Here is a 12,802-nt window from a genome sequence, read left to right on the forward strand (position 1 = left end):
TCAAGTTAACTTAACCTTGAGTATAAAAGATAAAGCCTTACGAGATAAATTAATAAGGATTTAATGTTAACCCGAGATTTGATGGATTACTTTATCTGCCATTATGTCAATGCCCCAGATGAAGTGACTTTGGCACTAGTTAGCCCCCTGCAAACAAAAATATTAGTGAGTCACCAACAAGTTATATATTAATCCTAGGATATAATCCGCTTAGGGATGCTGGTATTTCTTATGCAGAACGACTAAAAGCTGCAGGTATTAAAACCTATCACGAACATTATGATGACTGCATGCATGGTTTTATTTCAGTCACTAAGTTAAGTACTCGCGCTATGAAAGCCACTCATCACTTGGCGGTGGCATTGACAGATTTAATGACTAACTACTAATTTAGCTGGCATTAGAGCTATTGACCGCTTAGCGACTTTTGTTATGAACGGCCATCTAGGGTCTTGGTGTTATCTGCTCAACTATCCGCTAAAGTTATTACTTTAAACGCTCCTCTTAAAGTATTTCCCAGTGGTGCTAGTTAAGCTAGGGGACTATAAAAAGTAATCATAAAAATTTAAAATAAAGCTTTACTTTACTAATTGTTAAAGATATATTCTTAACGTTAATTATTCACATCTAGTCTATTTAACCGATTGTTTATAAAATCGCGTTTTGCCTTTCCCTTTCACAGTTAGTCATCACTTAATTTATTAAGCTTAAATTATTGTCTGATTTTTCGAGTTTTTTATCGCAAAAAGTAGTTATTTTTTCAAATAAAAAAGTTCCACGATACAATAATATAGCTTTTGTTCATGCGTTTAAGCGCACTTTAAAAGAGTTTATTATGTCTTATACATACCAAGGTACGATCTATTCGATCGCATCACCCGTTCGATCAATTTCTGTTAACAAAAATAATGTCGCAGTGACTGATAAAAACGGTACAAAACTGATTTCATTTACCAACGTAAATGAGTCAAAATCATTTCTAGCTTGGATTTACCAAAGCTAGAAAGTCAAACCTACTTAACCAGAGTTATCCTTACCTAGTAACACCCGTTTGAGTTTTGTTTTTACTGAACGCCAATGCGTAACAGGTTGAGTTGGTGCTAGCGCTATCAAATGTTGCCATTGCTGTTCAGTTAATTGAACTTTTGCGCCATGCGCTAAAAGTACAGATTCAACTTTCAAGGCTTTAATTTTTATCAGAGATTTATGATAGCGATTAGGGTAAAAAACTGGGTAGGGTGGAATAAATTCCCCCCTGACTTTAACCATTAAATCAGCAACATAAATTTGATCACTTATTTGATGATGCAAAGATATATCTCGGTCAGTATGACCCTGGGTAAAGTGCACTTGCCAGTCTTCAAAACCAGGTAAAACTGCCTGATTAATAAGATAATAATTCGGTATCAGCGAGCTTGAATAATAGATAAACTTTTTAGCTTTTTTATGACGACCCGCAACCCACAAAGTCAATAACATATCGGTTAAGTGCATTAACTTACCGTCAACTCCTGAATACCATTGCCCTGGCACATTCGCCGCCGCTATTTTACAACCATATTTTTTACGTAATAGCTTTGCCGCTCCTGCGTGATCTGGGTGCATATGCGTAACAACAATTAAGGCAATATCCGACATCGAACGTTTAAGTTCGTTAAGGATAAAGTGTTCTAAAATATCAACATCAGCTCGGCAGCAACCATCAAGCAATAGCAGCTTATCTGGGTACTCAGCGAGATAAATATTTTGAATATAACCATTTAAGCAGTGTAATTTGAGCATAAAAGTGACTATGGTGACTTAGTTGTTATTAAACTACCTTGTTATTGATGAAGTATCAACAGGTTAGACCAGTCTGTGAGAAATTGTTTTATTTTCTGTATTACCGGCATTTAATCGTTTAGTTAAACTGTAATGGTTTAATAAAACTGGAAGGATTTATAGCTTAAAATAAGTAAAATCTTAAAGGTATTCAAATGACTAGGGGGGAAATTAGTTACCGTCCTAATCAAAAGCTACAATATGTCAAATTAATGGTAGAAGGAAACTATACCAACAAAAAATACAAGATATCTCAGGTGCCTGTGCCTCAGCCAATACATATCAAAAGTAGTGGTTTTTTGGTGTTTAAAGTTAGCCGTACAAGAGCTCACTTAGGCACAAAAAATTATGTTCATTTATTATTTTTTTAATTTACTGTGTGTATTATAGCGTTAGAGCTATCGAACTTTACTTTTTTTGTGCTCATACATAGCTGCATCGGCATCTCGGATCATTTCTTCTATCGATCTATCTGTGTCATGCTTAAAATCTCTTACACCGACACTGTACTCAATTTTGTACGGTTTGTTTAAGGCTTCATTGGCTTTATCAATAGCGATAGCAAATCGCTCTAACGCTAGATCAGCCTTGTCTTTGTCAGTGTCACTCAGCATAGCAATAAACTCATCCCCACCTAGGCGTCCGATCAAATCACAGTCACGGAATGAATTCAGCATTATTTGTGCAAAGGTGATTAAGACAAAATCGCCTTCATGGTGACCATATTCATCATTAATATTCTTAAATTTATTTAGATCAAAAAATATAAATGACATGGATATTTGATTACGTCGACATACTTTTAAACTATATTCGACCATAGTCATAAATCCCCGTCGGTTAGAAATCAGGGTTAATTCATCTAACGTAGCGAGTTGAATAGATTTAATTTCTTGCTCAATCATAGCGCCTAGATCTTTAAGTAACTGCTGATCTTCTTCGTCAAGATTTTTAGGTTTAGTATCGATAAGACATAAAGTACCAATATTAATTCCTTGGCTAAGCTTTAAAGGATAACCGGCGTAGAAACGAATGTTTGGCGCTTCAGTAACAAGAGGGTTGTCAAAAAACCGTTCATCTTCAGAAGTATCTGGAACGATAAATAATCCATCTTGATTAATAGCATGTCCACAAAATGAGATATCACGAGGCGTTTCTGAAGCGTCAAGTCCTTGGCCAGACTTAAACCACTGACGGTCTTCATCAATTATACTGACCAGTGAAATGGATACGCCAAACATGCGCTTAGCCATACGAGTCACACGATCAAATCGCTCTTCATGTGATGTATCAAGGATTTTTAACGTTCTCAGCGCATGTAGTCGCTCGGCTTCATTTTTAGGGAATTGAGGCTTAATCATAGAGATCCAGTTAATTTAAATATTTACTCTTTGAATTATATCAGTAAATCAACACAGTTTCTTTTAAAAATAAGAGCGATTTATAAGACTGGAATTACTTTCTGGAGCGTTTATTCTGTGGACCACAGCCTTAGCTATTGTCGTGATTACTTCAAAGTATCTGGTTACTTTTGATCCCTTGCTGTTTAATTTTTAACGCACATTTGATTGTGCTAATACAGCTTTGCTAGGGTGCTAAATATGTGCCGTATGTAGTGGTCTTTTTCTGTAACTATCAGTAAAAATTCAACTTTTCGCGGTAAACTGAAGGTTATTGTCATTCACCATGACGCTAGAGAGAAAATATTGAATTAATTTATCCCAACGTAGTCGCCGTTCTAACGTCTGCTTAACCTAATGCTAAGATGTGAACGGTAATCTTATTTCAAAGCTGAAATATAGCCATTGAAATAATTTTCGCTCAGTGTTCAATTCATTAATTCAATTGGTATGACTATTTTGTTAAACTCTTTGACAAAACTCATACACAATTTTTTGCCATTTTATGATGGCAGTTTAATGTTAAATACTTGTTTGGAAATAAAATGAAAATTACCGATAAAAGCGTTGTTCAGTTTCACTATATACTTAAAGATGAAACGGGTGTAGAAATAGAAAATTCATATGCTAATGAGCCACTAGCTTACCTACACGGTTACAAAAATATGTTAGTCGGCGTAGAAAACGCTTTAACAGGCAAAGAAACTGGTGATAAATTTTCAGTGACCTTACAGCCTGAAGAGGCTTATGGTGAGCGTAAAGAAGACGCTATTCAACGTGTGCCGGTAAAACATATGCAAGGTTTAGTCTCGCCAAGTGCTAAATGGAAAGCGGGCATGACAGCTGTAGTTAACACTGACGATGGTCAACGCCAAGTGACTGTGGTTAAAGCGGGTAAATTTATGGTTACCGTTGATATTAATCCGCCATTAGCAGGTAAAGTACTGACTTTTGATTTAGACGTTACTGACGTACGTGAAGCAACGGCTGAAGAAGTCGAGCATGGTCACGCCCACGGCGCTGGCGGTCATCAGCACTAAGCGATGTAATTAACAAAATATCTTTAAAAAGCCGACATAAGTCGGCTTTTTTATGCTCAGGACGAGCGGTATGCTGCGATCACATGGATGTGAAAGAGCAGTGATGCTCAGGACGAGCGGTATGCTGCGATCACATGGCCGTTTCTAGGCATCCATTGCTCCATGGCATGAGTACATCACTGTGCGTCGATGTCAAAGAGCAGCGAGCTTCCCTTTAGCTGTTATTGAACTGAATAAACTTTCCGTTTATCGAATTCATATTATATTTTTTTACGATACTGTTAAGGTAAGTTCTCCATTTAGTGCGATTTTTATAATACCTTCAGGTCATCCAATAACAATAAGGTCCAGAATATGTTTACATTAAAATCATCATTAACAACCCTAGCGTTACTCGTCAGTACCACCTTGTCTCAGTCAGCATTGGCGCAAACGACCGTTATTCATGCGGGCGAATTATTAGTTACTGCCAACAAGACGCCGCTTAAGCAACAAACCTTAGTGATAAGTGATGGTAAAGTTACTGAGCTTAAATCTGGTTTTGTTGAGATAAGTCGCTTTGCCAAAGACGCAAAATTAATTGATTTATCATCGAGTTTTGTCATGGCTGGCCTGATGGATATGCATGTGCATTTACAAGGTGAACTTGGCCCTAATAACGATAGTGAGATAGTTAACTTATCTGATGCAGATATATTAATGAAAAGTGCCTACTTTGCTCATAAAACTTTAATGGCTGGTTTTACCACCGTACGTGATTTAGGCAGCAGTGCTGAACAAATTTATGCCCTGCGCGATGGTGTCAAGCGTGGTTGGATAACAGGGCCAACTATCATTGCTGCTGGTAGCAGTGTCGCGGTGACTGGTGGGCACGGCGATGTTGACGGCATGGCGCCTGATTTGATGGCATTACATACCGCAAAAACTATTTGTGATGGCCCTTATGATTGTCGACGAGCGACTCGTCATGCCATTAAGTTTGGTGCTGATGTGATTAAAATCACTTCTACTGGCGGTGTGTTATCCGATACTGATACCGGCACGGGTCAGCAAATGGCTGATGATGAATTAAAAGAAGTGGTTGATACGGCGCACTCGCTTGGGCGTAAAGTGGCGAGTCATGCACATGCTGCTGCTGGTATTAATGCGGCATTACGTGCTGGCGTTGACAGTATTGAACACGGTAGTTATGCCGACCAAGAAAGCATTAAACTCTTTAAAAAAGGTAGTGCTTATTTAGTCCCAACATTGATGGCGGGTGATACCGTGGTTAATATGGCGAAAACTACTGACTTTATGTCCCCAGCGATTCGCGTTAAAGCTATTCGTGTCGGTGGTGACATGATTGAAAACTTCAAACGTTCATATAAAGCGGGTGTGAAAATAGCTTACGGTACAGACAGCGGCGTTTCAAAACATGGTTATAATGCTCGAGAAGCACAATTAATGTTTGCCGCGGGTATGACTCCACAAGATATTTTAGTTTCTGCGACCATTAATGGCGCCGACTTAATTGGCAAATCAGCAACTTTAGGTACATTAGATGTGGGTAAAGTTGCCGATATTATTGCTATGGATGCTAGCCCTTTAAACGATATTAATGAACTACTTGATGTCGATTTTGTGATGAAAGCAGGTAAGGTAGTTAAACAAAAATAACTTCAATAGCTTTAGATTGGCGTAGTGATGTAAAAGGCTGTGTTAAACAGCCTTTTTATTGCCTTATTTCCTTCGCAGAACCCCAGTAGTTAATGCAACACCAAGCAAAATAATACCGCCGCCCAACAGCATGATTAAGCTGATGGTTTCACCTAAAAATAATGCTCCCCATAGAATACCAAAGGCAGGAATTAAATAGGTTACTGATATCGCTTTTGCTGGGCCAAGTTGTGCGATAAGTCGAAAGAATAAAATATAGGCGACACCGGTACAGATAACACCAATCAAAAGCACTGACCAGATGGCATTTGCACTTGGTAACGTTTCAGGGATAAAAAATAAACTCAAGGGTAATAACATTGCGGTAGCGGAAATTTGGCTACCAGCAGCTAAGGCCAACGGTTTTATTGTGCTGAGATTTTTTTTAGTATAATTAGCTGAAATGCCATAACAAAGTGCGGCTAACATCGCCGCTAATGTTGGCAATAATGCATTGTTTTCAAATGATTTATCTGTAAATTCAATGTCGAAATTTAAATTATCTGACACTAATAAATACACCCCAAAAAAGCCAATAATCAAGCCAAAAATGGCACTTAGGCTTAACTTATCTTTTAACCAGATGTAGGCGACTATAGCGCTAAACATGGGAGCTGTTGCGTTTAACACTGATGCTGTTCCCGCCGTTAGCGTTAAGGTGGCAAAACTAAATAGAGTAAAGGGTATTGCGGTATTTAACGCCCCAACTACAAAAATATCTCGCCAACGTCCTTTTAGTGCATTAGTTTCTTTAAATAAAACTAAGCACATGATCAAGAAGATAGCCGCTATGCCCGTACGTAATGTGGCAAAAACTATCGGACCAAACTCTGGCGAACCGACCCGCATAAACATAAATGACGCGCCCCAAATAGCGGCTAATAACAGCAGTTCAATACTGGCTTTATGGTGTAGGGTACTTAGTGTCTTCAACGAATATCCTTAGATAAAAAGTTATAACTGAGTTTTATTGAGTTTTACATAGTGCTTAATGAATAGTCACGATAATCGGACAGTTATTGTAAATTGACCGCGTTAAAGTTATTCAATGCTCTTTGTTATACTGACAATTTTTTCAATCGCGATAACATTCAAGGTTGCTATGGCTGTCATTTGCCAATTAATATTAAAATCATACAAGGTCATACCGTAAATTCTGTCGTCTTTGCTATTTTTTTTATAGGCAGGGCGAGGGTCTTGGCTTAGTACTTGTTCGATAAGGCTTTGCAGTGTTGGGCAGTGGCCGATGTTGTCGGTTAAGGTAAGGTGTGCTGCGTTGGAAAATATCACGTCAATATTACTGCTGGGTTGTTCTTGAGCATAGCCACCATGGGCATTTTCGATAATGTCAGCATAAGGGACATAAGGTTTAATATCGACGATTGGCGTACCATCAAGTAAATCTAATTCACTGATATGTAAAATTACCTGTGAAGACTGTTGCTCTATTCGGTCAAGTTTAACAACAGACATACCTATAGGGTTAGGTCTAAACGTTGAGCGAGTTGCTAATACGCCAAGCTTCTTATTACCGCCTAAACGTGGCGGTCGCACTAGCGGCTTCCATCCTTGGGCTTGTGTGCCATGAAAAATAAACAATAACCAAATATGACTAAATTGCTCTAAGCCTCTTACTAATTCTGCATTATTAGCCAAACCCGTTAGGCGCAACTGCCCTTGAGCCGCGGTAACAATACCCGGCTGTCTAGGGATGGCAAACTTTTCTTTATAGGGTGAGTCGATAGTGCCAATAACATTTAAACTAACGCTATCAGTCATTTTTATCTTGCTCAACCTTATAGGCACGGCCATAGCAAACAGTAGAGGCAAGACAATATTTTGCGGCTTCATCTGCTTCTATCATCACACACTGGCTAAAAATGATGGCATTTGCCTGAAGTTTATAGGCTTGGCGTCGTGCTTCTGTGCGGGCATCAATTTCATTCGGGACTGCATGATAAGCTTTTTCTTGGCAAGACTCGCCTTCAACCAAACCGAGAAACTTATAGTGACCAGTAAACTCTTTTTCACTTGTCACTATTTTTACCCTAGTTGGGGAAAAATAATTTTTGAAATTCTCCCGGTCTAGGTTTGTTGATATGTCATTTGTTTTTGCACAACCTGCAGTCAATAATACCAGCATTAAGATGATGTTAGTGCTGTATTTAACGAACCTTGGTGTTGTTTTATATTTTTTAAGCATTTTTAAACCCGTATTTATTTACGTTGACGTTGATGTCAAAGCTGAACATCCTATTTCACTAAACTCATATCGCCTTTAATCCAATAATTGAACAGTTTATCAATAGTTTTACTTTGTTGCTTCATTGAGATCCAATTACGCATAAATAGTTCAAAGCCATGATCATTTTTATTAATCGGGAAAGCCATGTAAAGTGGCGCTAACTCAGGTTTAGGTACTACTACGGTATAGCTTGGCTTGAGTAAGGTCCAAGCCGAAGATGCTGCCGCGCCAAAAAGCATAGCGTCAATATGGGAAAATTCTGGCTTAAAGAATAACCGCGGTGTTGATATTTCCCAAGCTTTGCCATGCGTAAATGTTTTAGCAATGGCTTTTTTATAATAAAAGTTTTCAGGGATACCCAAAATGAGATCATCTCGCTGGAGGATATTATCCCAGTGGGTAAATTCCGCACGCCTTTTATCTTTGACGATAATTGCCAAATTTTGCTCGCTGTAAGGCATAGTTAAGGTAAATCTCATCATGTTATCTGGAATAACGGGCACACCTGTGGTGATATCTAGATAACCTGAGCTTAATAATGATTCTGCTTGATGGCGAAATATCTTCACAAACTCAAGGCTAACATTTAAATCAATGGCGAGCTGGTTCATTATTTCAATATCAAAGCCAACAAGTTTGCCGTTATTGTTATGAAATGAATAAGGCAAATCGTCACGAAAATAACCCACGCGGATAAAACCACGTTGTTTTACGCGAGTAAGCACCCCAACAAAGGGCTGAAAAATATCGCTATTTTTCTGAACATCATCCAAATATATGCTATGAACGCTTTCCATGAGAAAGTCACGTTTTATAAATTTAGCATAGCCTTCGTACTGATAACTGATTGAGCTAAAGGCAAACTTTAAGCTGATGAAGGCAAAAATAGATAAGAGGGGAATAATGGCTAGATTTCTGATTAAGACTTTTTTCTTGATGCGAAAAGCTTTAGCCATACTTGTTGCAACCAGTAAAGGTAAACAGCTGGCAAAAGTCACTGAAAGCAGTGCCGATAAACGACCGACAACTAAGTTTTCAGAAACAATAAAAAAATCAAACATTGAATGAGAAACGTTAAATAACTCTAAAAGGTTTTGCATGGCCAAAGTACTAGTGCCAAACAATTGCGGAATACCCATCACCACTAACTTTACATAATCTTCAAAGCCGATGTAGGCACCAGAGAACCATGCGGCAAACAAAACAAATAGCAACGACAATAGTTTACCGCCAACCGGTAAACTATAACTAATAGGTACGAGCACATCAGAGACTTTATCCACATTGTCAATATCAGGATATTGTGAGGCGATTAACTGTTTGGTTTTTTCAACAATGATCGGTATAACGACAAAAAAACTGCCCGTGGCGAATGCCGTGATCATAGCTTCTCTTGATGCTTTTAAAATGGCACGATAACCAAAAGGGGTAATAGTGGCGAGCAGGGCAGGAAACATCACAAAGCACAGCAAAAGTGCCAGTACCAAGGCACTAGCAACATAGATCATTAAGCCATCGAGTTGTGAGGCATCAAGCGTTGCTGCAGCGCGCCAACCAATACAAAAAACACCAACAGGGGCAAAACGCATGACTAGGTTGCTAATATTACTGACCGACTGTTTTAAGTTGCCTAGCACGGCTAGGGTTTGGCGTTTATTTTTAATTGGCATTAAGCCAATACCAATAAAAACACTAAAAAATACCATCGAAGGGATCACCGCATTAGCGAAGGCATTAAAAGGATTAGACGGAATAAATAGTTCAACAAGGTTAAGTTCTTGACTCACTTTTATAGTGTTAGCACTATAAAACTCAGCAGTTTGCCAATTAGGAAATGATAATGGCGCCATTAAAATAAAGCATAACATCAGTGCTATTAGCAATATGACCAGTATTACGCTGCTTTTAAGCGCAGACTTGGCTTTGCTAGCAGATAAACCGCCAATACCGACCATAAGTGACAAGGCAATATAAGGCAGTGCTGTCATTTGCAAGAGCATAACAAAGGCATCAGCAAGATGGTTTACCATGGCATATAAGGTTACGCCAAAGCTACCTATGATGAGCCCTATCGCCATGGCAAGCATAATTTGGCTAGATAAAGAGATTTTACTGAGCTTAACTGTGATCATATTAGCTGATAATTATTTTGTTGCATGATTAATTTGCATAGTTAAAGGGAGTTACTGGCGCCACTTCAAGCTATAGATTTACTCTTAGGAAACTAAGCGCTAAAACTGCATATTGAGGTGGAACGGGTATGCGATACAAGATATTAAAAAGGCAAACCCTTGTTGATGTTCAAGGTTTGCCTTCATTAGTGGTGTTAATTTAATAGCGATTAACGCCTAAAGTAGTGGTTTACCGACTACTTAACACGCATGCCCGCTTGTGCGCCATCATCTGGACTAAGTATCCATAAGTCTTTACCACCGGGACCTGCGGCTAAAACCATACCTTCTGACATACCAAAGCGCATTTTACGTGGCGCTAAATTAGCCACCATCACTGTGAGCTTGCCAATTAAATCTTCAGGTTGATAGGCTGATTTTATCCCAGCAAACACTTGGCGTGTTTCACCACCTTCTTGGTCATCTAACGATAAAGTCAAACGCAGTAATTTATCTGCTTTTTCGACGTGTTCAGCATTAATTATTTTTACAATACGTAAGTCTATTTTCGCGAAATCATCAAATTGAATTTCAGGCGAAATAGGATCATCTATTAATGGCTCACCGGTTAATTTTTTCTCAGGTGCTGCTTGTTTCTTTTCTGCTTTTTTATCTTTTTTCGGCTCAGCTGCTTCAGTTGTTACGGCTAAATTGTCTTTTGACGCATCAGTCATCGCATTAACTTTATCCATGTCAACACGTTGTAATAAGGCTTTGAACTTATTGATTTTATGGTTGGTTAGTAGGACTTTATGGCCTGGCCAAATAAGTTCGTCATTTAAGAATGTGGCGGTACTGTCTGCTAAAACTGGTAGTACCGGCTTTAAGTAAATCATCAAAATGCGGAACATGTTAATGCCAAGCGAACAAATGTCTTGCACTTCTTGTTGTTTAGTTTCGTCTTTAACTAGCTGCCATGGTTCTTTAATGGCGATGTATTCATTAACTTTATCAGCCAGTGCCATGATTTCACGCATACCACGAGCAAAATCTCGCGACTCGTAATGTGAAGCAATACTATCACCTGCGGCCATGACTTCGTCAGCTAAGGCTGGGTTATCAATATTTTCTGATAGCATGCCGTCAAAGCGTTTAGTAATAAAGCTGGCACAACGTGACGCAATATTCACCACTTTACCAACTAAATCTGAATTTACTCGTTGGGCAAAATCTTCTAGGTTTAAATCTAAATCATCAATACGGTGAGTCAGTTTTGCGGCGTAATAATAACGTAGATATTCAGGGTTTAAATGATCTAAATAAGTGCGACCTTTGATAAAGGTTCCTTTTGATTTAGACATTTTTGCACCGTTAACGGTAACAAAACCATGGGCATAAACCGAGGTTGGTTTTCTATAGCCGGCGCCTTCAAGCATGGCTGGCCAGAACAAACTATGAAAATAAATGATGTCTTTACCAATAAAGTGATATAGCTCGGCTTCTGAGTCCAGTTGCCAAAAAGCATCAAAGTCGATACCGGTTCTATCACAAAGATTTTTAAAACTGCCCATATAGCCAATAGGTGCATCTAACCAAACGTAAAAATATTTACCCGGTGCGTTGGGAATTTCAAAGCCAAAATAGGGTGCATCACGACTGATATCCCACTGTTTCAAGCCTTGTTCAAACCATTCAGCTAACTTATTGGCCATTTCTTCTTGTAGTGCGCCACTGCGAGTCCATGCTTGTAACATGTCACCAAAAGCCGGCAGGTCAAAGAAATAATGCTCTGAGTCACGTAATACTGGTGTTGCGCCAGAAACCACTGAACGTGGGTTTAACACTTCCATAGGTGAATAAGTTTCACCACAGTTATCGCAACTGTCACCGTTTTGATCTTCACTTTTACATTTAGGGCAAGTGCCTTTAACAAAACGATCAGGTAAGAACATGCCTTTTTCTGGATCATATAGCTGTGAAATAACCCGCGTTTTTATATGACCATTAGCATGTAAGCGATTATAAATTTCTTCAGCAAAGGCCTTGTTTTCATCGGTGTGCGTAGAGTGATAATTATCATAGCTGATATGAAAGTCTGCAAAATCAGCCATATGTTCTTCACGAACACCAGCGATTAACTCTTCCGGTGTTATACCAAGCTCTTGTGATTTTAACATGATAGGCGTGCCGTGAGCATCGTCAGCACAAACAAAGTAAGTTTCATGACCACGCATACGCTGGAAACGAACCCAAATATCAGTCTGAATATGTTCTAATAAATGGCCTAAATGAATAGAACCATTGGCATAAGGGAGGGCACAAGTAACTAAAATTTTACGCTTCTCTGCAGATTGCACAGATGACTTTGATAACGACATATAAAGTTTACATATTATTGGTGGTAATTATGCAGGGAATGGTACAGAATTTGTGGTTACTTTTCATTAAGAATTATCACCTTTGTGTTATAAAGGCTAGATAAAAAGT

General features: G+C 38.7%; 11 protein-coding genes. 4 read left to right on the top strand and 7 right to left on the bottom strand.

From position 1 onward, the window contains the following. The first annotated feature begins 191 nt into the window (after window positions 1–191). Window positions 192–389 carry a hypothetical protein gene (locus H4J46_RS17030; protein WP_310650192.1) on the top strand — a complete coding sequence of 66 codons (198 nt, stop codon included), beginning with the start codon at window positions 192–194 and terminating at the stop codon, window positions 387–389. Between the two features lie 628 nt (window positions 390–1,017). Here the strand turns inward: H4J46_RS17030 and H4J46_RS01625 are convergent. Then, window positions 1,018–1,782 carry an MBL fold metallo-hydrolase gene (locus H4J46_RS01625; RefSeq protein ID WP_182231842.1) on the bottom strand — a complete coding sequence of 255 codons (765 nt, stop codon included), beginning with the start codon at window positions 1,780–1,782 and terminating at the stop codon, window positions 1,018–1,020. Between the two features lie 437 nt (window positions 1,783–2,219). Then, a complete protein-coding gene (locus H4J46_RS01630) occupies window positions 2,220–3,182 on the bottom strand; it encodes a sensor domain-containing diguanylate cyclase (RefSeq protein WP_182231843.1) in 963 nt (320 codons plus the stop codon). Window positions 3,183–3,766: 584 nt separating this feature from the next. Here H4J46_RS01630 and H4J46_RS01635 point away from each other — a divergent pair. Both H4J46_RS01635 and H4J46_RS01640 read left to right on the top strand, forming a co-directional pair. Continuing rightward, the gene (locus H4J46_RS01635; RefSeq protein WP_182231844.1) at window positions 3,767–4,261 is read left to right on the top strand and encodes a peptidylprolyl isomerase; all 495 of its coding nucleotides are present in this window, start codon (window positions 3,767–3,769) and stop codon (window positions 4,259–4,261) included. 354 nt (window positions 4,262–4,615) lie between these two features. Further along, the gene (locus H4J46_RS01640) at window positions 4,616–5,920 is read left to right on the top strand and encodes an amidohydrolase family protein (RefSeq protein WP_182231845.1); all 1,305 of its coding nucleotides are present in this window, start codon (window positions 4,616–4,618) and stop codon (window positions 5,918–5,920) included. Window positions 5,921–5,983: 63 nt separating this feature from the next. Here the strand turns inward: H4J46_RS01640 and H4J46_RS01645 are convergent, their stop codons facing one another. The 3 genes from H4J46_RS01645 to rcsF all read right to left on the bottom strand — a co-directional run bounded on the left by H4J46_RS01645 (window position 5,984) and on the right by rcsF (window position 7,997). Further along, entirely contained in the window at window positions 5,984–6,892 is a 909-nt protein-coding gene (locus H4J46_RS01645; RefSeq protein ID WP_259365644.1) for a DMT family transporter, read from the bottom strand. 108 nt (window positions 6,893–7,000) lie between these two features. Beyond that, on the bottom strand, window positions 7,001–7,738 hold the full coding sequence (tsaA, locus tag H4J46_RS01650; RefSeq protein ID WP_182231846.1) for a tRNA (N6-threonylcarbamoyladenosine(37)-N6)-methyltransferase TrmO: 738 nt from the start codon (window positions 7,736–7,738) through the stop codon (window positions 7,001–7,003). Continuing rightward, the gene (gene rcsF, locus H4J46_RS01655) at window positions 7,731–7,997 is read right to left on the bottom strand and encodes an Rcs stress response system protein RcsF (RefSeq protein ID WP_182231847.1); all 267 of its coding nucleotides are present in this window, start codon (window positions 7,995–7,997) and stop codon (window positions 7,731–7,733) included. Before rcsF ends, tsaA begins: the two co-directional genes overlap by 8 nt. A gap of 61 nt (window positions 7,998–8,058) precedes the next feature. Between rcsF and H4J46_RS01660 the strand changes: the two genes are divergently transcribed. Then, window positions 8,059–8,241 carry a hypothetical protein gene (locus H4J46_RS01660; protein ID WP_182231848.1) on the top strand — a complete coding sequence of 61 codons (183 nt, stop codon included), beginning with the start codon at window positions 8,059–8,061 and terminating at the stop codon, window positions 8,239–8,241. Here the strand turns inward: H4J46_RS01660 and H4J46_RS01665 are convergent. Both H4J46_RS01665 and metG read right to left on the bottom strand, forming a co-directional pair. Then, on the bottom strand, window positions 8,213–10,336 hold the full coding sequence (locus tag H4J46_RS01665) for a cation:dicarboxylate symporter family transporter (RefSeq protein ID WP_182231849.1): 2,124 nt from the start codon (window positions 10,334–10,336) through the stop codon (window positions 8,213–8,215). The genes H4J46_RS01660 and H4J46_RS01665 overlap by 29 nt on opposite strands. A 236-nt stretch (window positions 10,337–10,572) precedes the next feature. After that, window positions 10,573–12,693 carry a methionine--tRNA ligase gene (gene metG, locus H4J46_RS01670; protein WP_182231850.1) on the bottom strand — a complete coding sequence of 707 codons (2,121 nt, stop codon included), beginning with the start codon at window positions 12,691–12,693 and terminating at the stop codon, window positions 10,573–10,575. Window positions 12,694–12,802 lie beyond the last annotated feature (109 nt).

The sequence above is a fragment of the Colwellia sp. MB02u-6 genome, assembly GCF_014077095.1.
In the GTDB taxonomy this organism is placed as follows: Bacteria; Pseudomonadota; Gammaproteobacteria; order Enterobacterales; family Alteromonadaceae; genus Cognaticolwellia.

Coding starts and splice junctions, on each gene's coding strand:
- H4J46_RS01625 (WP_182231842.1), bottom strand. CDS start 1,782: ATGCTCAAATTACACTGCTTAAATGGTTATATTCAAAATATTTATCTC.
- H4J46_RS01630 (WP_182231843.1), bottom strand. CDS start 3,182: ATGATTAAGCCTCAATTCCCTAAAAATGAAGCCGAGCGACTACATGCG.
- H4J46_RS01635 (WP_182231844.1), top strand. CDS start 3,767: ATGAAAATTACCGATAAAAGCGTTGTTCAGTTTCACTATATACTTAAA.
- H4J46_RS01640 (WP_182231845.1), top strand. CDS start 4,616: ATGTTTACATTAAAATCATCATTAACAACCCTAGCGTTACTCGTCAGT.
- tsaA (WP_182231846.1), bottom strand. CDS start 7,738: ATGACTGATAGCGTTAGTTTAAATGTTATTGGCACTATCGACTCACCC.
- H4J46_RS01660 (WP_182231848.1), top strand. CDS start 8,059: ATGTCATTTGTTTTTGCACAACCTGCAGTCAATAATACCAGCATTAAG.
- H4J46_RS01665 (WP_182231849.1), bottom strand. CDS start 10,336: ATGATCACAGTTAAGCTCAGTAAAATCTCTTTATCTAGCCAAATTATG.
- metG (WP_182231850.1), bottom strand. CDS start 12,693: ATGTCGTTATCAAAGTCATCTGTGCAATCTGCAGAGAAGCGTAAAATT.